At 52.0% G+C, this 24,659-nt stretch carries 23 protein-coding genes and 1 riboswitch; of the genes, 11 read left to right on the top strand and 12 right to left on the bottom strand.

Annotation, left to right across the window (positions count from 1 at the left end; translation table 11 throughout):
• Positions 1-159 precede the first annotated feature (159 nt).
• From IV04_RS09065 to IV04_RS09055, 3 genes are all read right to left on the bottom strand, one after another.
• Complete coding sequence (locus IV04_RS09065) at positions 160-1,524, bottom strand: cation diffusion facilitator family transporter (RefSeq protein ID WP_037399517.1); 1,365 nt, start codon at positions 1,522-1,524, stop codon at positions 160-162.
• Positions 1,525-1,852: 328 nt separating this feature from the next.
• Positions 1,853-1,933: a protein MgtS gene (gene mgtS, locus IV04_RS26045; protein WP_255351731.1), complete on the bottom strand. Its 81-nt coding sequence runs from the start codon at positions 1,931-1,933 to the stop codon at positions 1,853-1,855.
• 113 nt (positions 1,934-2,046) lie between these two features.
• Positions 2,047-3,069 carry a magnesium transporter gene (locus tag IV04_RS09055; RefSeq protein WP_037399521.1) on the bottom strand — a complete coding sequence of 341 codons (1,023 nt, stop codon included), beginning with the start codon at positions 3,067-3,069 and terminating at the stop codon, positions 2,047-2,049.
• Positions 3,070-3,141: 72 nt separating this feature from the next.
• Positions 3,142-3,317: riboswitch (M-box (ykoK) riboswitch) on the bottom strand.
• Between the two features lie 732 nt (positions 3,318-4,049).
• On the opposite strand from IV04_RS09055, the gene IV04_RS09050 reads away from it, so the two are divergent.
• From IV04_RS09050 to IV04_RS09040, 3 genes are read left to right on the top strand one after another with little or no spacing between them, the layout of a single operon-like run.
• Positions 4,050-5,066, top strand: coding sequence for an iron ABC transporter substrate-binding protein (locus IV04_RS09050; protein ID WP_037399527.1), 1,017 nt, complete (start codon positions 4,050-4,052; stop codon positions 5,064-5,066).
• 35 nt (positions 5,067-5,101) lie between these two features.
• Entirely contained in the window at positions 5,102-6,688 is a 1,587-nt protein-coding gene (locus IV04_RS09045; protein WP_037399529.1) for an iron ABC transporter permease, read from the top strand.
• A complete protein-coding gene (locus IV04_RS09040) occupies positions 6,685-7,722 on the top strand; it encodes an ABC transporter ATP-binding protein (RefSeq protein ID WP_037399532.1) in 1,038 nt (345 codons plus the stop codon). Before IV04_RS09045 ends, IV04_RS09040 begins: the two co-directional genes overlap by 4 nt.
• Before the next feature lie 13 nt (positions 7,723-7,735).
• Here IV04_RS09040 and IV04_RS09035 read toward each other — a convergent pair whose 3' ends face one another.
• Positions 7,736-8,701 carry a DMT family transporter gene (locus tag IV04_RS09035; protein ID WP_037399535.1) on the bottom strand — a complete coding sequence of 322 codons (966 nt, stop codon included), beginning with the start codon at positions 8,699-8,701 and terminating at the stop codon, positions 7,736-7,738.
• A gap of 253 nt (positions 8,702-8,954) precedes the next feature.
• Between IV04_RS09035 and IV04_RS09030 the strand changes: the two genes are divergently transcribed.
• Both IV04_RS09030 and nudI read left to right on the top strand, forming a co-directional pair.
• Entirely contained in the window at positions 8,955-9,488 is a 534-nt protein-coding gene (locus IV04_RS09030; protein ID WP_037399538.1) for an SRPBCC family protein, read from the top strand.
• Positions 9,489-9,571: 83 nt separating this feature from the next.
• Positions 9,572-10,000: a nucleoside triphosphatase NudI gene (nudI, locus tag IV04_RS09025; RefSeq protein ID WP_037399540.1), complete on the top strand. Its 429-nt coding sequence runs from the start codon at positions 9,572-9,574 to the stop codon at positions 9,998-10,000.
• Between the two features lie 75 nt (positions 10,001-10,075).
• On the opposite strand, the gene dcp is transcribed toward nudI, so the two are convergent.
• Positions 10,076-12,268 (bottom strand): peptidyl-dipeptidase Dcp, encoded by a 2,193-nt coding sequence (gene dcp, locus IV04_RS09020; protein ID WP_037399546.1) that lies wholly within the window; start codon positions 12,266-12,268, stop codon positions 10,076-10,078.
• Positions 12,269-12,485: 217 nt separating this feature from the next.
• Between dcp and ydfG the strand changes: the two genes are divergently transcribed.
• Positions 12,486-13,235 carry a bifunctional NADP-dependent 3-hydroxy acid dehydrogenase/3-hydroxypropionate dehydrogenase YdfG gene (gene ydfG / locus IV04_RS09015; RefSeq protein WP_037399548.1) on the top strand — a complete coding sequence of 250 codons (750 nt, stop codon included), beginning with the start codon at positions 12,486-12,488 and terminating at the stop codon, positions 13,233-13,235.
• 37 nt (positions 13,236-13,272) lie between these two features.
• On the opposite strand, the gene IV04_RS09010 is transcribed toward ydfG, so the two are convergent.
• Positions 13,273-13,599, bottom strand: a complete 327-nt coding sequence (locus tag IV04_RS09010; RefSeq protein WP_037399550.1) for a YnfA family protein — start codon at positions 13,597-13,599, stop codon at positions 13,273-13,275.
• Between the two features lie 136 nt (positions 13,600-13,735).
• Here IV04_RS09010 and IV04_RS09005 point away from each other — a divergent pair, with 136 nt between their 5' ends.
• The gene (locus IV04_RS09005) at positions 13,736-14,098 is read left to right on the top strand and encodes a DUF1283 family protein (protein WP_037399552.1); all 363 of its coding nucleotides are present in this window, start codon (positions 13,736-13,738) and stop codon (positions 14,096-14,098) included.
• Between the two features lie 67 nt (positions 14,099-14,165).
• The gene (locus IV04_RS09000) at positions 14,166-14,465 is read left to right on the top strand and encodes a DUF1161 domain-containing protein (RefSeq protein ID WP_037399556.1); all 300 of its coding nucleotides are present in this window, start codon (positions 14,166-14,168) and stop codon (positions 14,463-14,465) included.
• 44 nt (positions 14,466-14,509) lie between these two features.
• Here IV04_RS09000 and IV04_RS08995 read toward each other — a convergent pair whose 3' ends face one another.
• Positions 14,510-16,000 (bottom strand): MDR family MFS transporter, encoded by a 1,491-nt coding sequence (locus IV04_RS08995; protein ID WP_037399558.1) that lies wholly within the window; start codon positions 15,998-16,000, stop codon positions 14,510-14,512.
• A 478-nt stretch (positions 16,001-16,478) separates the two neighbouring features.
• Between IV04_RS08995 and IV04_RS08990 the strand changes: the two genes are divergently transcribed.
• A complete protein-coding gene (locus IV04_RS08990) occupies positions 16,479-17,849 on the top strand; it encodes a cytochrome c peroxidase (protein ID WP_369794893.1) in 1,371 nt (456 codons plus the stop codon).
• Between the two features lie 71 nt (positions 17,850-17,920).
• Here IV04_RS08990 and bioD read toward each other — a convergent pair whose 3' ends face one another.
• The 3 genes from bioD to IV04_RS08975 form a co-directional block, all read right to left on the bottom strand.
• Positions 17,921-18,601, bottom strand: coding sequence for a dethiobiotin synthase (gene bioD / locus IV04_RS08985; RefSeq protein ID WP_037399563.1), 681 nt, complete (start codon positions 18,599-18,601; stop codon positions 17,921-17,923).
• Between the two features lie 162 nt (positions 18,602-18,763).
• Positions 18,764-19,981, bottom strand: a complete 1,218-nt coding sequence (locus tag IV04_RS08980) for an ROK family transcriptional regulator (protein ID WP_037399565.1) — start codon at positions 19,979-19,981, stop codon at positions 18,764-18,766.
• 139 nt (positions 19,982-20,120) lie between these two features.
• Positions 20,121-21,020, bottom strand: coding sequence for a LysR family transcriptional regulator (locus IV04_RS08975; protein ID WP_037399567.1), 900 nt, complete (start codon positions 21,018-21,020; stop codon positions 20,121-20,123).
• A 106-nt stretch (positions 21,021-21,126) separates the two neighbouring features.
• Here IV04_RS08975 and IV04_RS08970 point away from each other — a divergent pair, with 106 nt between their 5' ends.
• Together IV04_RS08970 and tus are read left to right on the top strand one after the other, a co-directional pair.
• Positions 21,127-22,422 (top strand): MFS transporter, encoded by a 1,296-nt coding sequence (locus IV04_RS08970; protein WP_037399569.1) that lies wholly within the window; start codon positions 21,127-21,129, stop codon positions 22,420-22,422.
• 125 nt (positions 22,423-22,547) lie between these two features.
• On the top strand, positions 22,548-23,483 hold the full coding sequence (gene tus / locus IV04_RS08965) for a DNA replication terminus site-binding protein (protein ID WP_037399570.1): 936 nt from the start codon (positions 22,548-22,550) through the stop codon (positions 23,481-23,483).
• Here the strand turns inward: tus and IV04_RS08960 are convergent.
• Positions 23,480-23,848: a VOC family protein gene (locus IV04_RS08960; protein ID WP_037399571.1), complete on the bottom strand. Its 369-nt coding sequence runs from the start codon at positions 23,846-23,848 to the stop codon at positions 23,480-23,482. The two genes, tus and IV04_RS08960, sit on opposite strands and share 4 nt — an antisense overlap.
• An 88-nt stretch (positions 23,849-23,936) precedes the next feature.
• A complete protein-coding gene (locus IV04_RS08955) occupies positions 23,937-24,626 on the bottom strand; it encodes a YafY family protein (RefSeq protein WP_037399572.1) in 690 nt (229 codons plus the stop codon).
• Positions 24,627-24,659 lie beyond the last annotated feature (33 nt).

Raw genomic sequence — 24,659 nt, 5'->3', positions numbered from 1 at the left:
CCTGAATAACGATATGGGCTCCGATTATAGTAATAACCTATACTGCACAAAAGCATATGCTCTAAATAATTCGCCATGAGTACGAATTATTTAGAGCATATAAGGAGGAAGAAACCAGTAAAGTACCGCCTTTCTCAATGAACAGGCGGTGTTAATCCATTACAACGGCTCGACATGCCCGACAACCCGAGATACGGCAGGAAACTGCATTCTCAATTGCCGTTCAATAAAGTCGACAGCATCGTGCGCGGCCATAATCGATAGTGCAGGCAATACTCGGCAATGGAAATTCACAATCACTCCCTGTGACGTTTTACGGGCGCGGATATTGTGTACATCCTTGACCAGCCCGCCGTTCTCGGCGGATAGCACCAGTGCCTGCTGAATTTGCGTCAGTTCGCTACGCTCCACATCATGACTCGTCAGGCAATGTACAATTTGCGGCTCCAGATGCGTTTCTATCTCGGTATTCTCCCCCAATGTCTGGCGCAGAATATCCTCGACCTCACAAGCGATGGCATGCGCCTGCTCTACGCTGGCACTGGCTGGAACGGCCAAATCCATACTGATCGACATATGATCGGTTAACTGTTGCAGGGCAAGGTTTTGCACCACGGCACCATGGTTGGCGGCCAGAATGCGAATACGCGTTGCCATATCTTCATCACTTCGGGCCTGAGGTATGGCAATCACCCTCACCTCGGCGTTGCTGTACTCCCGCTCAATTCGCGCAGCGATCTCCGCTTTCAGCGCGTTAATCCGTTCCAACGGCAGCGTCCGACACACACCAACGCTCACTTCAGTAAATAGCATGGCCCCTGCGCTGCGCAGGCGGATATTTTCCGTGGAGAGGATCGCCGGGAAATCGTTGAGTAAAGCGATAATATCTTCCCGGCTACCGGCTGGTGCAGTGTCGATCAGTGAATCAAATGAACGTTTACCCAACTTCAACGCCGCAACCAGAATGAATCCAGCTACAACCAGTGCTGCCAAAGCATCGGCACGGTCAAAACCGAACAGCACAAACACCATCCCTAACAGCACCACAGCGGATGACAGCATATCGGAGAAAAAATGTAACGCATCGGCTTCCAGTGCAGCGCTGTCGGTGGCTTTTGCCACGCGGTTCAACGCTTTGACACGGAAAAAATCGACTACGATAGAGATCAACAGCACAGCAATAACCAAGGGGGCCGCGACGATCTGATGCGCCTCACCTAACAAGCTACTCACCGCTTCATAAATGATCCAACCCGCTGCAGCCAGTAACAGTAATACTTCAAACAGCGCCGCCAGATTTTCAACTTTTCCATGGCCAAAGTGATGATCGTCATCAGCCGGTTTGTCGCTGACACGCACCGCCCACCAGGTAATAGAAGTTGCGATAAAATCGGTGAAGGAATGAATACCTTCAGATATAAGCCCAATACTGCCGGTGAAAATACCGGCAATAAATTTGCCCAAAGCCAATAGACCGCTGGCGATCATGGAGTTTCTGGCAACGGTTTGCTTTTCATTTTGCATAGCACGACTCATGTTCACAGAGTGTTGGTTATATATAATTAATTTTTTGTTTTTGCCGAAAATTTCCAGACAAAAGCGCCGAGCAGAATACCCGCTGAAAACGTTAATATCAAACTGGAAATAAAGGCAGACTCTCCGGTTGAATAGAAATAAATCTCATTAATACCTACAGCAATCATAAAAATCGCGTAGAACAACCCAATAATAAGAATAACCATCATTATCACACGCGGTTAATACCGTCAGTTTTTGACTATTACAAATATCCTCCCCATAATCTGTAATGTAATTACGGGGAGGATGCTTCTAGGCGGTGCTTTTTCGTTCATCAGTTATCCCATTTTGTGCTCATGTAGGCTGCCGCTAGCCCCAGTACGCTGACCAATCCCAAAAAACCCATAAACATCATCATGTTTCCCATAATTTCATCCTCTTTTACCTACATAAAATTGCACGTGTGTTGGCTTTTTGACCTCCTCTTTTGGTTATAGGCTCCCGACGATCCGGGAGCCTAGAGCCGCTTTAAATCCCCAGAACAGCCTGAGCAATCTTGAAATAAATAATCAAACCCGTGCCATCAATAAAAGTGGCAATAAACGGTGCGGATACCACTGCCGGATCGATCCCCGCTTTCTTCAACAGCATTGGAATGATGGAAGCAACAATAGCGCTCCAGACGGTGATCGCTACCAGTGAAAGGCTGACGACCAACGTTACATCCATCCCAACGCCCATAATCCAGGCGCGGATCCAGGCTGCTATCCCGATAGTGAGAGCAATCAGCAACGAAGTGCTGACCTCTTTGCTGAGCACTGTTCCCAGATTGCGCAGGCTGACCTCGCCCAACGCCATAGCTCGCACCAGGGTCGAGGTGATCTGTGTACCGCTGTTCCCACCGGTACCAATCAACAACGGAATAAAGAAAGCCAGTGCGATGGCCGCTTCCAATTGTTCTTCAAATGCCTTTAACACGTTGCCGGTATAGGCTTCTGCCACAAACAGAAGCAATAACCAGGCTGAACGCTTACGCCACAACGCCCATGGGCTGGTTTCCAGATAAGGTTTATCCAGCGGTAAACTCGCTCCCTGACGCTGCGCGTCCTCGGTATTTTCATCTTCGATCAGACGAGCAATCTCTTTCTCCCCCAAGATACCAACCAGTGTCTTATTGACGACGACCGGCACAACATCCAGCCCACCTTTGCCCAGCAAATGAGCGACATCACTCCGGTCATCATCCGGTGAAACGTGGAAGTAGGTATGGTTCATCATCGAAGCCAATGCACGGTCGCCCTCTTGGCATTGCAGCAGTTTCTTCACTGACAGCATGCCGCGCAGTTGGTAATCATCAGCAGTGATAAACAATTGTGTTGGTATTTCATCGGTTTGTAATTGCGACAGGAAGTAGTCTCTTGCCTCATTCACCGTCATCGTGCCGGAAACGGTAATAAAATCCGAGGTCATATAACCCGCAACCGATGATTCTTTATGAACTATCGCCGGGGTAGCCACCATCGCTGGAGAGTATGGAAGTGATTTAATCATGTTAGTCCCTATTTCTGTTTAAACTTCAACAGTGAATCGCATAGGGGCGTTAACCAAAGAGGGAGTGCAGACAGCCTATCTCCGCGTCCAGGTTTTAGCACTATACAACGTATCTGAAAAAAAAATTTCAGAAGTTACCTTGGGCTAAACCTTAATCCGATAAAGCCTGTCTTAACCTTGGGCATCTCTCGATGTCGTCAGATCAGTAACCTGTGTTTGTATAGGAGCCTCGCCAAACGAGATACTGCATATAAACTACACGGCGATTATAACCCCATGAGCTTGATTGTGCTGAACAATAACTCTCCCGTTGAGGTTATATTTAGGAAATATCTAAAAAGTATTAGCCTTTTTTTTAATTCAACAAATCCCCTAAGAATATCTCATGAGAAAAATCCAAGATAAAGCTTTGTAATAAAAGATAATTCCCACACTTAATTCTTTATGTTACGCTGGTATCTATACCCATGTTAAGACTGTGCTTTACCATTATAAAAACGATAAATTTCACATCTATTTGAAAATGGAAACAACACCAAATGGAAAAAAGTATATTTGTTAGCATTAAGGAAATCGTATATAAAAAATACGGCGGAGACGTAAGATTTTTCGCGCAAAAGCACAAAACCAGCGTTTATAAAGTCCACGATTGGATACGCCGTGATGCACATGTTATTAACGGAAAAGTTTGTATTCCGACCAAACATTCCGAATAATGCGGCAAACTCTGGTGCAGGCAAAACTTACTTGTGCCAGAGGACATCATCTCCCCATATATCGCTACTGCACCTACCCCCATTCGACGAACAAAACTCAACCACAGTGTTGCCGGTAAAAGACGTTTTTTGAGCAGAAAGCAAAAAAAAAATCCTAATACGAATCGTTTTCACTATCATTCTTGATGTTCTTGGATACAATTAGCATTCCGCGCTAACCGGCGCTGCTCACTTTCTTCTTCGAACACCATAAAGGATAACCGTATGAAGTTGCGTTTCACCTCTCTTGGTCCCCTAGCCCTGCTTGCTTCGTCCATGATGTTGGCCTTCTCCGCCAGTGCAACCTCTAGCGCCGGAGAGATCGTGGTTTACAATGCCCAACACGAGAACCTGGTAAAATCATGGGTCGATGGCTTTACCAAGGACACCGGTATTAAAGTCACCTTGCGTAACGGGAAGGACAGCGAACTGGGTAACCAACTGGTACAAGAAGGCAATGCTTCCCCGGCAGATGTTTTCCTCACAGAGAACTCCCCGGCAATGGTTTTGGTAGACAATGCCAAACTGTTTGCCCCGCTTAATGCCAGCACCTTGGCGCAGGTCGAACCACAATACCGCCCTGAACATGGCCGCTGGACAGGCATTGCTGCTCGCTCGACGGTGTTCGTTTATAATCCGGCCAAGATCGATCAGGCACAATTACCACAATCTCTGCTGGACTTGGCTAAGCCGGAATGGAAAGGCCGCTGGGCTGCCTCCCCGTCAGGTGCCGACTTCCAGGCGATCGTCAGCGCCCTGTTGGAGCTGAAGGGTGAAGAAGCCACCCGCGAATGGCTGAAAGCCATGAAAACCAACTCCACGGCCTATAAAGGTAACAGCACCGTAATGAAGGCCGTGAATGCTGGCCAGATCGATGGCGGTGTGATTTATCATTACTACCCATTCGTAGATGGCGCTAAAACGGGCGAAAACAGCAACAACATCAAGCTGCACTATTTCAAGCATCAGGATCCTGGCGCTTTTGTCAGCACATCTGGCGCGGGTGTTTTAGCCTCAAGCAAGCATCAGCAACAAGCACAAGAGTTCGTGAAATGGATCACCGGCAAACAAGGCCAAGAGATCCTGCGCACCAACAATGCTTTTGAATATGCCGTTGGCGTTGGTGCCGTTTCGAACCCTAAGCTGGTGCCGTTGAAAGATCTCGAAGCACCAAAAGTAGAGCCTTCTAAACTGAACAGTAAGAAAGTCGTTGAACTGATGACCGAGGCAGGCCTGCTGTAAGGCAGAATTTATATGTACAGAGTGTTTTAACCGTTATGTCGAATATTTCTATCCATGCCGCGCGAGCATTGCCAGGTGGTTCGGTGGCACGACGTTATCAGCAGCGACCGGGGTTGTGGATGGTGGTTGCTGCGGTCATTTTTTCGTTGTTGGCCCTGCTCCCGCTGGGTTTTGTCATCGGTGTTGCTATCGATACCGGCTGGCAAACGGTTAAAACACTGGTTTTCCGGCCCAGAGTCGGGGAACTGCTACTCAACACGCTATTACTGGTCATTTTCACTTTGCCGATTTGTGCGCTGCTGGGCGTCACGCTAGCCTGGCTCACAGAGCGTACTCGGCTACCGGGGCGGCGTATCTGGTCTATTCTGGCCATTGCGCCGTTGGCCGTTCCTGCTTTTGTGCAAAGCTACGCCTGGATCAGCCTGGTGCCGGGCATGAATGGCTTAGCCGCTGGCGTTTTTATCTCGGTTATCGCCTATTTCCCGTTTATCTATTTACCGGTTTCAGCGGTTTTACGCCGCCTTGATCCGGGGATTGAGGATGTTGCCACTTCTCTGGGGACCAAGCCGCTGGCCGTTTTCTTCCGGGTTGTTCTGCCACAGCTAAAACTGGCTATCTGGGGCGGTTCATTGCTGATTGCACTGCATCTGTTGGCAGAGTATGGGCTGTACGCCATGATCCGTTTCGATACCTTTACTACCGCCATTTTCGATCAGTTCCAATCCACGTTTAACGGTGCAGCGGCCAATATGCTGGCAGGCGTCCTGGTTTTGTGCTGCCTTGGGTTGTTAGTGGTTGAGGCCGCGAGCCGTGGCAGAGCGCGCTATGCCCGTGTCGGTTCTGGCAGTGCACGCAGCCAGAATCCCCATCAGCTCAGCCCGGTTCTCAGCCTCTTGTGCCAACTGCTGCCGATAACGCTGACCGCTCTGGCCTTAGGGGTGCCTTTTATCACGCTGGTACGCTGGTTATATCTGGGCGGTTTTGCCGTATGGGATAACAGCGATCTGTGGCCAGCCGTCCGGCAAACCCTGTCGTTGGCCGCCAGTGGCGCTCTCATCATCACGCTGTGTTCAATCCCGATGGCCTGGCTTTCGGTTCGTTACCCCGCGCGGCTCTACCGGGTGCTGGAAGGCTGTAATTACGTCACCAGTTCGCTACCCGGTATCGTAGTGGCGCTGGCGCTGGTTACGATCACCATCCATGCGTTCCGGCCAATCTATCAAACCGAAATCACACTGCTGCTGGCCTATTTGCTGATGTTTATGCCCCGAGCGCTGATCAATCTGCGAGCTGGCATTGCCCAAGCCCCGGTTGAACTGGAAAACGTGGCGCGCAGCCTTGGGCGCACGCCGCTACAGGCATTGTGCAGCACCACGCTGCGCCTTGCGGCACCGGGTGCGGCGGCAGGTGCCGCACTGGTGTTCTTGGCAATCACCAATGAACTCACCGCTACCTTGCTGCTTGCACCTAACGGGACTCGCACGCTCGCCACCGGATTTTGGGCTCTGACCAGTGAAATTGATTATGTGGCCGCAGCCCCTTACGCCTTGATCATGGTTTTACTGTCATTACCGTTAACCTGGCTTCTTTATTCTCAATCTAAACGCACGGCAGGATTATGAGTACGCTTGAACTGCAGGACATTGCTAAATCCTATAACGGGGTAAAAGTGCTTGAGGGCATTAACCTTCGGGTGGCTGAAGGTAGTCGTACCGCGATTGTCGGCCCTTCAGGTTCGGGGAAAACCACGCTGCTGCGCATTATTGCCGGTTTTGAAACCCCGGAGCATGGCTATGTGCGGCTGCAAGGCAAAACGCTGGCTGATGATGGAATCTGGATCCCGGCACATCAGCGCGGTATCGGGTTTGTGCCGCAAGATGGTGCTCTGTTTCCCCATTTCAACGTGGCTGGCAATATCGGTTTTGGTCTGAGCGGCAGCAAGCAGGAAAAGCAGCATCATATTGATCGATTGATGGACATGGTTGCGTTGGATCGACGTTTGGCGAACTTATGGCCGCATGAGCTCTCCGGCGGGCAACAACAGCGGGTGGCGCTGGCCAGAGCCCTGTCACAACAGCCTAAACTGATGCTGCTGGATGAACCCTTTTCGGCGCTGGACACCGGCCTGCGTGCCGCCACCCGCAAAGCGGTGGCGGATCTGTTGGCAGAAGCCAAGGTTGCTTCGATCCTGGTCACTCACGATCAGGCAGAAGCCCTCTCCTTTGCCGATCAGGTTGCGGTGATGCGTAATGGGCAATTGGCTCAGGTCGGGCAGCCACAAGAACTTTATCTGCGCCCGGTGGATGAATCCACGGCCACCTTCCTGGGGGAAACGCTGGTGCTCTCGGCTTACCTGGAGCGAGGTTGGGCCGACTGCATCTTGGGCCGTATTGCCGTAGATGACCAACTGCGTAGCGGGCAGGCACGCATTATGCTGCGCCCAGAGCAGATCCAGATTAGCCTTGCCCCCCAACCCGCTCAGCGCCAAGCGGTGGTGACCCATATCGACTTTGCGGGTTTCGTTTCCACTCTCAGCCTGTTGATGGCCGATAGCCATGAAAGCGTGGAGATTAAAACCATCAGCCGTGAAGGTATTCAGGTTGGCTCGAACGTCAGCCTGAATATTCTCGGCCAAGCGCATATCTTTGCCAACTGACGCCAGCGTCTTTTTATTCTTTTACTGACAGCGCCACCACCATCGGTTCCGGCTTGATGCGCATGGCGCTGATTACCCCGACTATCAGGCAAGCAATGCCGCACAATGTCAGCAAGGGCGGCCAGCTGTGGCGCAACATAAAGGTGTAGGCCAACCCGGCCAGAATCTCGAATACGATCAATGGCCCAACCAAGACCGTTGGCAAACGTTGGCTCGCTTCATTCCAGCACAAAGCACCAATCCATGAACACAAGACGCCAATGGTAATCATCAGCGGGATAAATACCTGCGGCCTTGGGCCGAACGGCAACGCGAACTGTGGCTGCGTTAACGCTAGCTGCCCGCACACCAACAGGTAGCCCAGTAGAGCCAACGGCAGCGTCACCACCCCTTGCGCAGTGGCCCAGGTCATTGGCCGTTTGTGCGGGTTCTCACGCAGCCAGCGTGCGTTGCGCAGCGGGAACCAGGTCCAGCAAGCCACGGCCAAAACCGCCAAGATCAATCCGCTGAGGTAACGCCAAACATCCACGGGCTCACTGTTACCCATCAGTTCCGCAATATTGACCAGTATCAGGCCACAGGCAATCAGCAGCAGCGCCGGGGTTAACTTGCGCCAGGAAAGTTGACCATCGTGGTGGCCGTAAAGCAGATTGGCACTGACAGAAATCACCACGGGCAGCGTACCGATAATCATGGTGGAAACCGGAGCCCCGGTGCGCTGAATCGCACTGGCCAAGCACAGGTAATACAATAAATTACCGATAGCGGTCAGTTTCAGCGCCTCCAGCCAGTCTTTAGGCAATAACTGGCGTAAACGGCGACGATCGAACCACGCCAGCGGCAACGCGATCAAGCCAAACGCCAGGTAGCGCCCGGTCGACTGCAACGCCGCCGGATAATCCGGCACCAACACCGGGCCGACAAAAATCAGCCCCCACATCAGCCCGGCGGCTAACGCAAATAACACGCCAAAAAGCATAATCTCTCCATGAACCCTGGCTGCAAAGCTAAAGCAATGATAGCTATCATAATGCCTTATGTTCGTCATACCGTATCAGGTTCTCAATCTTATAAAAATATTCAATAATTTGATTGAGCATTATCCCCCCTGTTCTATATTTAGCCGTATGATTAAATTATCCTCGTTACAACTGGATTTCTGGAGTGAGCGGTTAAACGCACTAAAACTCGTTTTGCGGTGAGCCAGCTTGCCTCCTCCAACGGAGTGAACCATGAACGATTACGGTATAATCCTTGAACCTGGAACATTACGCATTCAGCGGTTACTGCCTGGCCCACTTGATCGCGTCTGGGCCTACCTGACCGAGTCAAACAAGCGTGCCACCTGGTTAGCCACGGGCGAAATGTCGCTACAAAAAGGTGCCAGAGTTGAGTTGATGTTCTGCAATTCTGAACTTGCTGGCGAACATGAAAAACCTCCGGCCAAATATAAGCAATATGGCGGCACAGTTGCCAACGTGGGCCATATTACCTGCCTTTTCCCTCCGCGCCTGTTGAGTTTTACCTGGGCAGAAAAAGGCGAAGGCCGCCCTTCCGAAGTCACCTTTGAGTTAGCCGAGCAAGGCGATAACGTACTGCTGACGGTGATCCACCGCCGCTTGCCAGACCGCGATACCATGCTCACCGTTGCTGGTGGTTGGCATACTCACTTGGATATTTTGCGTGACCGTCTGCAGGAACGCCCACCACAGCCGTTCTGGGCCACCTTTACCCGGATGGAAGACGAGTACCGGGCCAAGTTGTAACCCATTGCCCCGATGTGAAAAACGATATAATGCGTTGTCCCTTTGCTGGTATCCTCTTGAACAAACTTGAAAATGGAGCCGCTATGCGTCAACGCATTATTGTTTGCCCGTTAATAGAGAACGACAACGCCTATCTCTTGTGCAAAATGGCTGCACATAAAGGTGTCTTCCCCGGCCAGTGGGCACTTTCTGGTGGCGGCACAGAGCCGGGAGAAACCATCGAGGAAGCCTTGCGCCGCGAAGTCTGTGAAGAACTGGGTGCCGCCTTGGTGTTGGATCGTATAGAACCCTGGACCTTTCGCGACGATGTGCGGGTAAAGACCTACGAAGACGGCAGCAAAGAGCAGATATACATGATTTATCTGATTTTTGACTGTCACGCAGCCAATCGCGAAGTCACTATCAACGACGAATTTGCCGATTACGCCTGGGTGAAGAAAGAAGATCTCGCCAGTTACGATCTGAACGAAGCCACCAGATACACACTGCAACAGCGGGGCTTGCTGGATTAACCCGGGTATCTCGGGTTAAAAAGCCACTTTGTCATCAACCTCAGCCCACCCTGTTGGGTGGGCTCCTCAAACAATTTACCGCTCTTTCAACCCACGATTAATCAGCATCGGCTCGATGCTCGGTTCTTTGCCACGCCACTCAACGTACAGTTTTTCCAGATCCTGGCTGTTACCCCGTGATAACACCTTATCGCGGAAGCGTTGACCATTCTCTGCCGTCAACCCACCGTGTTCGGTGAACCACTGGAAACCATCATCCGCCAGCATTTGGGTCCAGAGATAGGCGTAATAACCAGCGGCATAGCCACTACCCCAGATATGCTGGAAATAGCTGGAACGATAGCGTGGCGGCACGGTGCTGAGAGCGATGTGATCTTTTTGCAGCGCCGCAGTTTCAAAAGCATCGACCTCCTGCAGAGGTTGACCGGCAACCAGCATGTGCCAATGCATATCCAGCAAGGCCGCAGACAGCAACTCTGTCATGTCATAGCCTTTGTTGAATTTATCGGCCTTCTCAATTTTGCTGACCAACGCCGGAGGCATGGCTTCGCCGGTTTGATAATGTTTGGCAAAGTGGGCAAACACCTGAGGATCTTTAGCCCAATGCTCGTTGAACTGTGACGGGAATTCGACAAAATCGCGCGCAGTATTGGTGCCTGACAGGCTCGGGTATTGTTGATCGGCAAACATGCCGTGCAGAGCGTGGCCGAACTCATGAAACAGAGTGATCACCTCGTCATAGGACAACAGCGCGGGCTGGCCAGGAGCGGGTTTGCTGAAGTTGGCAACGTTATAAATGACCGGTTTGGCACCATTGAGTTTTGACTGTTCAACGAAGTTGCCCATCCAGGCCCCACCGCCCTTATTGTCGCGTTTAAACAGATCGGTATAGAACAGCGCCAACGGTTGGCCATCTTTATCGATCACTTCATACACTCGCACATCCGCCTGATACACCGGAATATCCCGGCGCTCTTTGAAACTGATGCCATACAGCAGATTGGCGGCATAAAACACACCATTATTCAGCACGTTGTTCAGTTCGAAGTAAGGCTTTATCTGCGATTCATCCAGATCATACTGAGCTTTTCGCACCTGCTCTGCATAGAACTGCCAGTCCCAGGCCTCAGCGTTAAAGCCTCCTTTTTGCTGCTCGATCACCGCCTGGATGTCTTGGGCTTCGCGCTCCGCACGAGCCGTCGCGGCTGGCACAATGTTGCGCATAAAACTCAGCGCCGCATTTGGGTTTTTTGCCATCTGATTTTGCAACTTCCAGGTCGCGTAATTCGGAAACCCCAGCAAACGAGCCTGTTCTGCCCGCACCTGTGCCAACCGGGCAAGAGTCTGACGCGTGTCGTTGGCATCGTCCCGTTCTGCCCGCTGCCATGAGGCCGCAAATAGCGCTTTACGGGCATCCCGCGCCTGCAGGCTCTGCAAGGCAGGTTGTTGCGTCGTGTTTTGCAACACTAACAGCCACTGCTTGCCCAGCTTCCGCTCGCTGGCAGCCTGTGCCGCAGCGGCAATTTCCCCTTCACTCAGCCCTGCCAACCAGGCTTGATCGGTTACGGCCAATGCACCGTTTTTGCCCGCGGCCAACAGTTTATTGGTGAATTGAGTGCTTAGCGTCGCCGCTTCCTGATTCAGCGCCTTCAACTGTTCTTTCTTCACTTCAGGAAGGTTAGCCCCTGCCAGCAGGAAATTTTGATGAGTCACATCCAGTAAACGGCGAGACTCCGCATCCAATTTGAGTGCGTCACGCTGTTCATAAATGGTATGAATTCGTGCAAACAGCTTGCTATTCAGCATAATGGCATCGTTCAACGCGGCCAGCTTTGGTGCGGTTTCTTCATCCAGTTTTTGCAAAGTATCGCTGGTGTTGGCCGCTGTCATGGCGCTAAACACATTAACCGTGCGCGTCAGCAAAGCGCCAGCCTTTTCCAACGCCGCCAATGTGTTAGCAAAAGTTGGTGCTGCCGGATTGTTGGCAATCGTCTCGATCTCCGCCAGTTTTTGCTGGATACCTGCCGCAATCGCTGGCGCGTAGTCACTCTCTTTGATCACGTTAAAGGGAGGGGTCTGAAAAAACAGAGGACTGGCAGAAGAGAACGGGTTTTCTTCCTTTAGCTCGGCTTGTGGTTTGATCATATTCGTCTCTTTCAGCGGGCCGTTTGACACGGCGGCATTATTTGATGATAACGTGCTCTCTTCTGCTTGAGCCTGCGCACTCAGCGCCATACCGACCGAAAGTACCAGAGTGGTTAAACGCATCAAAATAAAACTCCTCCATGTCTAGAATATCTGGGTTCCAGCCTAGCTTAGGCGTAGTTAACAGTTTCAGCAAAAACAAGTGATTACTCAACACCCGCAAACGATGGAATTAACGGCACACCCAAACCGCTGAGTGGTGCCATTATCGGTTAAATTTGCCGGGAAGATAGAGCCGCGTTAGAGTGAACTCAGGGTAAAACAGTTGAGGAACAATAAGATGATCATTTTTGTTACGGGTGCGACATCCGGGTTTGGCGTAGCCATTGCCCGCAAATTTGTGCGTGAAGGCCACCAGGTGATTGCCGCTGGCCGTCGCATGGAGCGCCTGGAAGAACTGCAGGCTGAATTGGGTGAGGCACTGCATATCGTGCGCCTTGATGTGCGTAACCGCGCGGCGATCACGCAGGCGATCGCGGAATTACCGGCTGAGCTGAGCCAGATAGACGTGCTGGTGAATAACGCCGGGCTGGCTCTGGGCCTTGAACCTGCGCACAAAGCCAATGCCGATGATTGGGAAACCATGATCGACACCAACACCAAAGGGCTGGTGAACATGACGCGCGCGCTGCTGCCTGCAATGGTGGAACGCAATGTCGGGCACGTGATCAATATCGGTTCCACCGCCGCTAACTGGCCTTACGCAGGTGGCAACGTGTATGGCGCAACCAAGGCGTTTGTGCGGCAGTTCAGCCTGGGGCTCCGGGCCGATCTGCACGGCACCCATATCCGCGTCACCGATATCGAACCAGGTATGGTGGGTGGTACCGAATTCTCTAACGTGCGATTCAAAGGGGACGATGGCAAAGCAGGCAAAACCTATGCCGGAGCCGATGCCCTGACGCCAGAAGATATTGCAGAATCGGTATTCTGGGTGGCAACACTGCCCGCACGCGTCAACATCAACACCCTGGAGATCATGCCGGTCTGCCAGTCTTTTGCCGGTTTGAACATCCACCGCGAGTCGTGATCCTACGGTGGCAGGCAAATGCCCTGCCACCTTTCAGCTAGGCCGTACGCCAGCCTGCGACGATAATCAGCATCCCCACCAGTGCCACGCCTGCGCCTAGCCAATCCATTGCCGACAGTTTCACCCCATCCACAACCCGCAACCACAGCAGGGCCGTGGCAACATAAACACCCCCATAAGCCGCGTAGACGCGCCCACTGGCAGCCGGGTGCAAGGTCAGCAACCAGACAAACAACATCAAACTAATCGCAGCGGGCAGCAGCAACCAGCCGCTAGCCCCTTTTTTCAGCCACAAATACGGTAGGAAACAGCCAATGATTTCTGCCAACGCGGTCATAAAGAACAATAAAGTGGTTTTTAACATCCGTGGCCTATTCTCTCTAAAGATTAAACGAGTACGGCGCTAAGCTGGTGCAACGCAAGAACACGATGATATATTTAGCCAAATGCTACAGCCAGTGTCGCCGAACGACGCAACACTAACTTATAAGGATAAGACGATGAAATCACTTTCTGTTCAACGACTGCTATGCGGGATGCTGCCAGTCGCCATGTTGGTGCTGGCTGGCAGCTGGCAGGCTTCTGCCCAAGCAGCGACATGCACTCAAGGTAGCACCTGTGTCACCGTCAACGGTGACACAGGTATGAACCAACAACAGGCTAACCAAAGCAAAGAACAGTGGAATGATACCCGTTCCCTGCGCCACAAGGTGAATACCCGCGTCGAAAAAGAGTTTGATAAGGTCGATCGCGCCGTTGATGACGAGGATAACTGTAACAACAGCTACAACGTCAATGCCTATTGGGAACCCACCACCCGTAAGTGCCTGGATCGTCAAACCGGCCGGCCAATCAACCGATAGCGTTAAACCGTTCTGCTGAATGCTGTTAACCTGCAGAGGAAGTTCATTCTCATATAAGGATTGAATGATGAAAAAAGCACTTGTACTTGCACTACTCTTGGCAAGCGCACCATTGGCCGCCTTGGCCTCCTCATGCGAAACCGTGAAAGCGGAGATCGCACAGAAGATCGTGAACAACGGCGTGCCTGAATCCGGCTTCAAGCTGGAGATTGTGCCTAACGATCAGGCAAGCCAGGCCGGTGGGCAAGTCGTTGGTCATTGTGGTTTTGACACGCAAAAAATTGTCTACACTCGCCTGCACAACAGCGATGAAGTCGGTGACGCAGCACAGGCTGGCACCAGCCAGGACACCAAAATCGCGCAATAACCTACCGCAGGGCGCAGCGCAGTTCTGCGCCCTCTTTACTCACCTCACTGTGCCTGTTCAGCCTTTTCCCCCTCACCTTGTGGCCGATGGCGCGCCGGGATCAGCATTGCCGCAGCAAAGGCAAACAGAGACAAGAGTGCCGACACCAAAAACACCCAATGCAGCGAGGCCGCCACTTGTTGTTGCAGGTGGGTCAATTCCCCCCACGACAGAGTAAACTTCAACACCGGATCCATCAGCTTTTGTACCGGATCGACAATATCGGGCAAACGTAATTGCAGGTTGATATTGAGCGTGGCACCTAAAATAGCCGTGCCGATTGCCGAACCTATCATTCGAGTAAATACGGTACAGGCGGTGGCAATACCCCGAATGCTGAAATGCGCCGCATTTTGCACGGAAACCAGAAACGTAGTGTTGCATAGCCCCATACCGGCACCGACCATAAAGGCCGCCAAACGCCCCCACAGCAGGCCCCCGGCAAGCTGCAGCAACAGCAGTATCAACCCACCGCTCACCAGCAGCAATGCGCCCAACAGTGCCGTAGTGCGATAAGAAGTCCGCAACATCAAACGGCCACTCAAGGTACTGGCCAACGGCCAACCGATCGACATCAGCGCCAGCGTAGTGCCTGCCTCCAACGGTGTACCGCCTTTCACGCCCTGAATAAAGGTAGGTAAAAAGGCACTGATCCCCATCATGGCCGCCCCAATAGCTATCCCGCCGATATTACCCGCCACAATCACGCGGTTCTGCCAGAGCGCTAACGGGAATAAGGGTTCTGGAGCTCGGCGCTCCTGGCGAATCAGCCCCAGCAACGCAAACAGCGCAATGCTTAACAGCGGCAATAACCACCACCCCAACACCTCCGCCTGTAATAACGAAAGTAATAAAGCAGTGACAAAAATTGTCAGCCACGCCGTGCCGATCAGATCCAACGCATGCTGGCGGACCTGTTGTTGTGCTGGCAGATAACGCCCGAGAAAAAACATTGCCAACAGACCAATCGGCAGATTGACCCAGAATACCAGCGCCCAAGGCAGATGCTGCACTATAAACGCCCCGAGCAGCGGGCCGATAATGGCTGAAACGCCCCAGACGCTAGAGATATACCCCATCACTTTCGGCCGTTCGGTGGCAGAATAAATGTCCCCGATGATAGTGGTGGCGATTGGCATGATCGCCCCGGCCCCTAGCCCTTGCAAGAGACGGAAACCAATCAGCCAGTACATATCGGTTGAAAAACCACACAGTATCGAACCAAGCAGAAACAGCGTGGCACCAAAAAAGAAGATGCGTTTGCGGCCATACAGATCTGCCAACCGACCATAGATCGGAATAGTAATCGCTTGCGCCATTAAATAGACGGCAAACACCCAGCCCAGCAGCGAGAAACCGCCAAGATCGCCAATAATCGTCGGCATGGCTGTAGCAACGATAGTGGCTTCAATCGCGGACATGAACATTGCCAGCATACAGGCGAGCAGGATCAGGGGCCGGTGAGCTACCGGTGCTGGTGAAGTGTTATTTGTCATCAAGTTATCAGCTATCCCGGCTTTAATTTCCCACCGAGTATACCGCCGTGCCTCAGCAAAACCAGCCGATTATTCCGCTGTGTAATAACAGCATGAGATGATTTTTAGTGACATTGTCACACGTAACTGCGACACGAAATAATAATTATTATTAATTAATTAGGCAGCTTTCGGTATCAAAAAATCTTGTGTACATGTATAAAAAATGTATCTTACTTTGCCTGTTACTCATTGAACAATAACGCCAACCAACCTAAAAATATTGAATTATAAGTAACTTCCTAGTTTACCCTGCAGGCCGCACCCTACCTGGTTCATCGTTAAAACCTATTGCAGCAATAGTTAATATAAATTAAAGTATTTGATTTCAGTCAAGTCGCCGAACCTGCAAATGTGTCAACCTCGGCTGCCCATTTTTTCATCAGCACAATCGGATAACGGGCAATTTGGAAGTTAAATTCATTGGAGCGTGAACATGATTAAAAAAATCATTCTGGGATGTGCCGCCGTAGCCGTTGTCGGCTATCTGGGGTTCGTCGGCTATATCTACCATTACGATCAACAACGTGCACCTGCGATTGCCGACAATAAAATTGATACCCTGTTAACCCGCTACGGATGTGATTATTGCCATACAACCTCAGCAAAACTGCCCTTCTACGCCGGGCTACCGATTGCCAAGCAGTTGATGGACTATGATGTTCGCACTGGCAACCGGCAGTTTAACCTTGATGCCATACGCACGGCTCTGCAGCAGAAAACCGCAGTGCCAGAAGCCGATCTGGCCAAACTGGAATATGTACTGCAAGATCAGAGCATGCCGCCAATGCTTTATAAGACTATGCACTGGTCTGGCAAAATCAGTGACGATGACCGGCAAGAGTTATTGAGCTGGATTCACCAGCAACGTGAGCAACATTATTCTTACCCTGACACCCCGGCTGAACTGCGCGGTGCAACACTGCGGCCATTGCCAGAATCGCTGCCAACCAACCCAGAGAAAGTGGCGCTGGGCTTCCGGTTGTTCCACGATCCACGGCTATCCAAAGATAACAGCATCTCTTGTGCCCACTGCCATCAATTGGGCGCGGGTGGTGTCGATGGCCGTGTGACTTCACTTGGGGTGAATAACCAGCCAGGCCCGATCAATGCGCCTACAGTGTTCAATGCCACATTTAACATTGCGCAATTCTGGGATGGCCGGGCAAAAGATCTGCAGGCGCAGGCCGGTGGCCCACCGATGAACCCGATCGAAATGGCTTCAGGCTCTTGGGATGACATCATCGGCAAACTGGAAAAAGATGCGCGGTTGAAAGCCGACTTCCAGCGCGTCTATGCCAACGGTTTCACTGGCGATAACATTACCGATGCGATTGCTGAGTTTGAGAAAACGCTGATCACGCCAAACAGCCCGTTTGATCGCTATCTGAAAGGCGATGAAGGTGCCCTGACGGCACAACAGAAGCACGGTTATCAGTTGTTCCAGCAGAACAAATGCGGCACCTGCCACACCGGGGTTAATCTTGGCGGCCAGTCTTACGAAATCATGGGGGTAAAAGCAGATTACTTCGCTGCACGCGGTAAGCCAACCGAAGTTGACCTTGGGCGTTACAATGTCACGAAAAACGAAGCTGATCGTTATCGTTTCAAAACGCCAACGCTGCGTAATATCGCCCAAACCGCCCCTTACTTCCATGACGGCAGCGTCAACTCGCTTAACCAGGCAGTGAAAGATATGTTGAAATATCAGGTAGGCGTTACTCTGCCAGAAAGCGATGTCAACGACTTGGTGGCGTTGCTGGAAAGCATGACCGGCACCTATCAACCGGCCACGCCGCCTGCCAGCTAACTTAGCGACACAAATAAAAGGCCGGGGAACCTTTCTGTTTCCCGGCCTTTTTTATGCAACCAAGCGAACAGTTATAATGCGTGACATTCCATCAGGCTGGAAATGTCCAGATACTGCGCCAGTTCGCGCTGTTCAGCCCGTGGCAAATAAGGGATCTCACCCAAGAGCGGTGCGGGAATACGTTGCTGCAACGCCTCGATGGTTTCGGCATAGTGTGCTAAACCGGGGTTGATACGGTTAGCGACCCATCCCAACAACGGTAAGCCATCGTTAAGAATCGACTGGGCAGTCAGCAAAGCATGGCTGACACAGCCCAACTTGATGCCAACGACCAGGATCACCGGGAGCTGTTCCTGCACCACCCATTCAGCATAAGGGCGCAGATCGTTCATCAAGACGCGCCAGCCACCGCTGCCCTCAACCACCACGGTATCGGCCTTGGCGGCAAGATGTCGTAACCCACGGCTCATCACGCCGTAGTCAATATCCTGTGTGGCGTGGGCGTGAAAGACCTCATCCAGGCAGGTTATCGGGTTAATCTCCTCATAAGACAGAGGCAAAGTAGACGAAGCTTGCAGCACCAAAGCGTCTTTATTTCGAATGCCTTCGCTGGTTTCCTGGCAACGCGCTGCAATGGGTTTATACCCCGCCACTGAGCGGCCCTGTGCGGCAAATGCCTGCAATAATCCACGGGAAACCACGGTATTACCTACGTCGGTATCCGTGCCTGTAACAAATAAACGCTTTAACATGAATAGATTGCCCTGGAATGCTCCGTTAACATAAGGAGCGCCGCCGTTCGCGGCGCTAGTAGCCTGCCGAGAAAAGTCTAGGGGATGCGAATCCGACAGGGCTTGAGGTAGCTCAATATTTTGTCGGTAAAGATTAAGAAACTCTGATAGGAAGCGTCGCTCTTAGCCCTGCAACAGTTTTACCAGCAGCGAGCCGTTATAAAGTGCATCTTTCACCAGGGCCGCACCAGGCATGGTGCCTTTATTGAAAAACTGTGTGGACTCCACCTGTACATGCTCGCTGTACGCAGGCAGAGATTGCTGGCGAATGCAGGAGGCAATCGCCGGATGAAGGATCTCGGCAGCTCGATTCAACGGCGAACCTACCAGAATTTTTTCCGGATTAAACAGGTTGACCATGATCGCCACAATGCGCCCGACGCTGTGCCCGACGCCAAGAATGATGTCTTTGGCTAATTGATCCCCAGCCAACGCGGCATCACACAGGGATTCCACCGTCAGAGGTGTGCCATGCAACAATGAAGTCATTGAACCGCCCAAACGCTGTTGAGCGATCTCCAGCATATTTTCAATACTGGCAACCGTTTCCAGGCAACCGTGATTACCGCAGTAGCAGCGTTTACCATAAGGATCGACCTGCGTATGGCCGATTTCCACGACGCTGCGGCTGCCAGAATGCAGCACACGGCCATTGGTGATAACCCCAGCACCGACGTTATGATCAATCACCACCTGAATAACATTCATGCTGCCGCGCGAAGCGCCATACAGCGCTTCGGCCATAGTCCAGGCGCAAATATCATGCTGCAGATATACGGGTAACCCAGTAAGCGAGGTCAATGCCGGGCCGAGCGCCATCTCCTCCACATCATAAAACGGCATCCGGTGAACAATGCCAGACGCGGTATCAATCATGCCGGGCAAAGTGATGGCAATTGCGGTTAGGCGTTCGAGCTTGCTTTGATGGCGGATAAAAAAACGGTCTATCTCACCCACAATGCGCTGCAGCAACGGTTCTGGATGTTCAGCATCGAGCGGCAGCAGTTCTTCTACCACCATTTTGCTGCTGAGATCGCGTAGCGCCAGCGTAATGGTCCCCCGGCTGATGCGGGCAGAAAGGTAATGCCAGGCTTCGGTATCCAACACCAGACCCACTGCCGGGCGGCCACGGCTACCCACCTCTTGGTATTCGGTTTCTTTGACCAGATGCGCTTCAAGCAGCTCACGCACGATCTTAGTGATACTGGCGGGGGCCAACTGGGCGCGCTTTGACAATTCGATGCGCGAAATAGGCCCAAGCTGATCAATCAGCCGATAAACTGCACCTGCATTGGTTTGCTTGATCTGATCGATATGCCCAGGCTGCCCATCCGCAATCACAAACCTGCTCCTACTATTTTTCGCGCTTCTAAATAAAGACTAAAGGCTATGGTGGGGCTTTTGGAATACAGCGTCAACTATTTGATTAGTTATGTGATTAACAGCACAAATTCACCGATATTTAGCCTGGAAGCGCATCTTATTTGTGCAGATCCAGCATTAACGCCATCAAAGTTTGGGCAGCCACGGTCACTGGGCGGTTACGGTGGTGCACCAACCAAACTTCGGTAATGGCATCCGGTTCCGCCAGGGGCAGATACGTGACGCCATCAATTCTGACCCTGCTAAATGACATCGGTAGAATGGATATCCCCAACCCGGCAGCCACCAGGCCGATAATTGTCATGGCTTCACCCACTTCCTGAGTAATATAAGGAATCACTCCGGCATTGGCTAACAGCGCCAAAATCTCATCGTACAGCGCCGTACCCACCTCGCGGGAAAAGAAAACGAACGGCTCCTGCGCCAAGTCGCTAAAGCGCAACCTACCCGATTCCATCAGGGTTAACGGGTGTTCATTCGGGACCACCGCCAAGAGCGGTTCACGCAGCAATAACTGATGCTGGAGCGCATCCGGTAAGCGGGTGTTACGCATCACGCCCAAATCCAACTCGCCATTCAGCAACGGTTCCAGCTGCTGTTTGGTATTGATCTCCCGCATTTTGATATGCACATTTGGCGACAATTGGCGGAATGCTCTCAGGCTGCGCGACACTGCGCTGATAAAAGGAGCTGAAGAAGTAAAGCCGATCATCAACTCACCGATCTCACCACGTTCAAGCCGTGCCGCCTTTTCTGCCGCGCGGTTGAGCTGATCAAGGATCTGGTAAGCTTCTTTGAGAAACATTTCCCCGGCCTGAGTCAAGCCAACGTTGCGGTTATTACGTGCCAGCAAACGGGCACCGACCCGTTCTTCCAACGCCTGGATCTGCTGGCTCAGCGGCGGCTGGGATATGCGCAGCCGCTCCGCTGCGCGGCCAAAGTGTAATTCATCTGCAACGGCGACAAAATAACGCAGGTGTCTGAGTTCGATATTCATATCTTAAAAGTCTTAATGACAATGATTAATATATTAGACAAAAAACTGCCCTCTCCCTATCATTTTGTGTGACTCAAGATATAGCCGTATTCGGTAAGGAAATGCTGTGACAACCCCCGTGCGTTCTGCTGCCACAACACCACTGGCGCAGAACTCCCCTGATGGCGCTAACACGCTGGCTAAAACCAGGCGTTCGGCGCTGAATAAACTCCCCTTTATTGAACGTGGCTCCTCGCAATTTACGCGCGTCACCTTGGCGCTGTTTTCCGCAGGTTTGGCCACCTTTGCCCTGTTGTACTGCGTACAACCGATCTTACCGGTACTTTCGCAGGATTTTGGTATCTCCCCCGCCGAAAGCAGCCTTTCGCTCTCTGTCTCTACCGGATTATTGGCTATCGGCCTGATGTTCACCGGCCCACTGTCAGATGCCGTAGGCCGCAAACCCGTGATGGTCGTGGCTTTACTGCTGGCAGCACTCTGTACGCTGATTTGTTCTTTTATGACCAGTTGGCACAGTATTCTGTTAATGCGCGCCTTGATCGGCCTTTCATTGAGCGGCGTTGCTGCGGTTGGCATGACTTACCTGAGTGAGGAGATTCACCCCAGCTTTGTCGCGTTTTCCATGGGTCTGTATATCAGTGGGAACTCTATTGGTGGAATGAGTGGGCGTTTGGTCACCGGGGTACTGACCGATTTCTTCTCGTGGCGCATTGCGCTGGCGGTCATCGGGCTGTTCGCTCTCGCGGCAGCCTTTATGTTCTGGCGTATTTTGCCCGCCTCCAAGCATTTTCGTGCCAGTTCGCTACGCCCACATACTCTGCTGATCAACTTTAGGCTGCATTGGCATGATAAAGGGTTACCGCTGCTGTTTGCCGAAGGTTTTCTGCTGATGGGGAGCTTTATCACCCTGTTTAACTACATTGGTTATCGTTTGCTGGGTGATCCCTATCATCTCAGCCAGGCAGCCGTTGGGCTGCTGTCGGTGGTTTATCTTACGGGTTCGTACAGTTCACCGAAGGCAGGTTCTATGACTACGCGCTTCGGGCGCGGGCCCGTGCTGCTGGCTTCGATCCTGATTATGATGATCGGTATTCTGATTACTGTGCTGGCACCGCTCACGGCGATCTTTATCGGTATGATGCTGTTTACCGCCGGATTCTTTGCTGCCCACTCGGTTGCCAGCAGTTGGATAGGCCGCCGGGCACGCCGCGCCAAGGGCCAGGCTTCGTCACTGTATCTGTTCTGCTATTATGTCGGATCCAGCCTTGCAGGAACCCTAGGGGGAGTATTCTGGCACCGTTTTGGCTGGAACGGCGTGGTAATATTCATCAGCGTTATGTTGCTGTTGGCCCTTTGGGTAGCACATCACCTGAAAAAACTACCGGAAGCCACCCGTGTTTAAGGGTAGTTTTCATAACCCCCCTGCCAAGCTGAATAACCCAGGTTGCATAACATTTAGGGGCTGAAGTTGCCCCTGTTTTGGTCTTAACTTATAATGTATGTTGTAACTAAAAATGGAGCGGAGTGATGGATAAATATAGCCTCATAGGCAGAATGAACGCCTGCTTTACCGAGTTGGAACAGGCTTTGGCAGCACTCCACCAGCAGATCCTGCCGCTGCAGCTCCTTGCCGCCCGGGTTTTCATCCTGCCGGAAATCGAGAAAGGCAAAGAGCATGCCGCTGTGGAACAAATCAGCGTTGAACAACGCGTTGGCCATGCAGCCCGCGATTTGGCTTTGGAGCATTACCAGCGTTTATTTATCCACCACAACCTGCCACACATCAGCAGTAAGGCCGCTGTACGCCTGCCCGGAGTGCTCTGCCTCGCCGTCGATCAGGCAGAATACTCGGCTCTGCAGCAACAGATTACGCTGATAAACAGACTGAAAGCGGAACTGGAACAGATCATCACCGTTGAATCTGGTTTATCCCCAGAACAACGCTTCGACTTTGTGCATACCCGTTTGCACGGTTTGCTCACCCTCAGCGCTTACCGCTCACTGACGTTGTTAACCAACCCTGATTCTGTGCGCTTCGGTTGGGCCAACAAGCACATCATCAAAAATGTGAAACGGGACGATATTCTCAAGCAGTTAGAAAAAAGCCTGAATGCCGGGCGAGCGGTACCGCCTTTTGACCGCGAACAATGGGCCGCATTGGTCAGCCGCGAAATCGACGATGTCAGCCGCTTACCGCAGCATGCGGTGCTGAAGATCAAGCGCCCGGTGAAGGTGCAGCCGATCGCCCGGGTTTGGTATCAGCAACAGCAAAAACAGGTGCAGCACCCTTGCCCGCTGCCGCTGATAGCGCTATGTCAATGGGAAGCCGGAGCTCAAGTGCCAAGAATTGGCGAATTGCTCAATTACGACGCAGCAACGGTAAAACACAAGTACAAACCAGAGGCTCAACCGTTGCGGTTATTAGTAAAACGCCTGCATTTGTATACCAACGTGCCGGATTAGCCGTAAAACTTATAAACACGCAGGCGGTGACCATCCAGATCTTCGGCAACAAAGGTATAGCCGAAATCCATCTCCGTCGGTTTTTGCGCTATCGCCACCCCTTCAGCCTGCCACTGCTGATAGAGCGCATCCACCTGTTCTTTTTGCTCGCACAGAAAACAGACTTCGCCCCCGCCACCGGTTGCTTTAGCAGCGGGCTCCACGGTGTGTTTAGACCACATCGCCAACTTGAAACCGTTGCTGAAAGCAAACATCGCAAAGGTGGGTGATTTTTCCACAGGTTCTACCCCCAGTAAGTGTTGGTAGAAATCAGCGCTTTTTTCCGGGTTATCCACATAAATGATGGTCATGCTTGGCGTTATCATGCTTATCTCCTGATAATGGCAGGAACCTGAGTGTTCCCGATAAACATAGATTAGCCCGCCCGGTTGTCAGTTTCTGGCAGTAGCCCTACTAGGTTGTGCACATCCCTTCGGTTTCACACCAGGCTTTCATCAATGCCCGACGGCCACGCGGATAACGTTGTGCCAATTGTGTCAACGTGCGGATGCGATCGAGGCGGAAATGGCGGAACGATGCACGTAATTCGCACCAGGCGATCAGCACCTGCACTTGCTCAAAGTAGCCCATGGCAAACGGCCACAGAATACGTTCGCTGATACTGCCTGCCTGATCCTGATATTCCACACTAATTTTGCGCTCAAGGCGGATCACTTCACGTATCAACACGCGGGTTTCATCAGCGACATGAATTGCTTCTACCGGGCCGATCAGCAGAGTGCTGGCATCAAGTTCTTCTCGCAGTTCATTAGGCAAGACGGCGGCAATTTTTGCCAGCGCATTGGTCGCGGCTTGTGCCAGTTGGCTGTCACCCCGTCGCCCTACCCAACGCATACCCAGCACTAAAGCCTCTGTCTCTTGCTGTGAAAACATCAGCGGCGGTAGCGTAAATCCTGGCCGCAACACATAACCGACGCCCGCTTCACCAGCAATATCGGCACCCTGTTGCTGTAACGTGGCGATGTCACGATACAGCGTGCGCATACTGATCCCCAATTCTGCGGCCAGTGCATGCCCCGCCAGCGGGTAACGATGGCGGCGCAGGATCTGCATCAAATCAAGCAGGCGTTGAGTTCGGGACATGTTTGCTTCCATGGGTCAGCTCTGAAATGTGTG

Source organism: Serratia sp. Ag1 (genome assembly GCF_000743355.1).
Lineage (GTDB): Bacteria > Pseudomonadota > Gammaproteobacteria > Enterobacterales > Enterobacteriaceae > Chania.
The sequence above is the reverse complement of the archived record's forward strand: the minus strand, read 5'-3'. Positions and strand labels throughout refer to the sequence as shown.

Coding starts and splice junctions, on each gene's coding strand:
- IV04_RS09000 (WP_037399556.1), top strand. CDS start 14,166: ATGAAAAAAGCACTTGTACTTGCACTACTCTTGGCAAGCGCACCATTG.
- IV04_RS09005 (WP_037399552.1), top strand. CDS start 13,736: ATGAAATCACTTTCTGTTCAACGACTGCTATGCGGGATGCTGCCAGTC.
- IV04_RS09050 (WP_037399527.1), top strand. CDS start 4,050: ATGAAGTTGCGTTTCACCTCTCTTGGTCCCCTAGCCCTGCTTGCTTCG.
- IV04_RS09065 (WP_037399517.1), bottom strand. CDS start 1,524: ATGCAAAATGAAAAGCAAACCGTTGCCAGAAACTCCATGATCGCCAGC.
- IV04_RS08995 (WP_037399558.1), bottom strand. CDS start 16,000: ATGACAAATAACACTTCACCAGCACCGGTAGCTCACCGGCCCCTGATC.
- nudI (WP_037399540.1), top strand. CDS start 9,572: ATGCGTCAACGCATTATTGTTTGCCCGTTAATAGAGAACGACAACGCC.
- mgtS (WP_255351731.1), bottom strand. CDS start 1,933: ATGATGTTTATGGGTTTTTTGGGATTGGTCAGCGTACTGGGGCTAGCG.
- tus (WP_037399570.1), top strand. CDS start 22,548: ATGGATAAATATAGCCTCATAGGCAGAATGAACGCCTGCTTTACCGAG.
- ydfG (WP_037399548.1), top strand. CDS start 12,486: ATGATCATTTTTGTTACGGGTGCGACATCCGGGTTTGGCGTAGCCATT.
- IV04_RS08975 (WP_037399567.1), bottom strand. CDS start 21,020: ATGAATATCGAACTCAGACACCTGCGTTATTTTGTCGCCGTTGCAGAT.
- IV04_RS09035 (WP_037399535.1), bottom strand. CDS start 8,701: ATGCTTTTTGGCGTGTTATTTGCGTTAGCCGCCGGGCTGATGTGGGGG.
- dcp (WP_037399546.1), bottom strand. CDS start 12,268: ATGCGTTTAACCACTCTGGTACTTTCGGTCGGTATGGCGCTGAGTGCG.
- IV04_RS08955 (WP_037399572.1), bottom strand. CDS start 24,626: ATGTCCCGAACTCAACGCCTGCTTGATTTGATGCAGATCCTGCGCCGC.
- IV04_RS09030 (WP_037399538.1), top strand. CDS start 8,955: ATGAACGATTACGGTATAATCCTTGAACCTGGAACATTACGCATTCAG.
- IV04_RS08960 (WP_037399571.1), bottom strand. CDS start 23,848: ATGATAACGCCAAGCATGACCATCATTTATGTGGATAACCCGGAAAAA.
- IV04_RS09045 (WP_037399529.1), top strand. CDS start 5,102: ATGTCGAATATTTCTATCCATGCCGCGCGAGCATTGCCAGGTGGTTCG.
- IV04_RS09040 (WP_037399532.1), top strand. CDS start 6,685: ATGAGTACGCTTGAACTGCAGGACATTGCTAAATCCTATAACGGGGTA.
- IV04_RS09055 (WP_037399521.1), bottom strand. CDS start 3,069: ATGATTAAATCACTTCCATACTCTCCAGCGATGGTGGCTACCCCGGCG.
- IV04_RS09010 (WP_037399550.1), bottom strand. CDS start 13,599: ATGTTAAAAACCACTTTATTGTTCTTTATGACCGCGTTGGCAGAAATC.
- bioD (WP_037399563.1), bottom strand. CDS start 18,601: ATGTTAAAGCGTTTATTTGTTACAGGCACGGATACCGACGTAGGTAAT.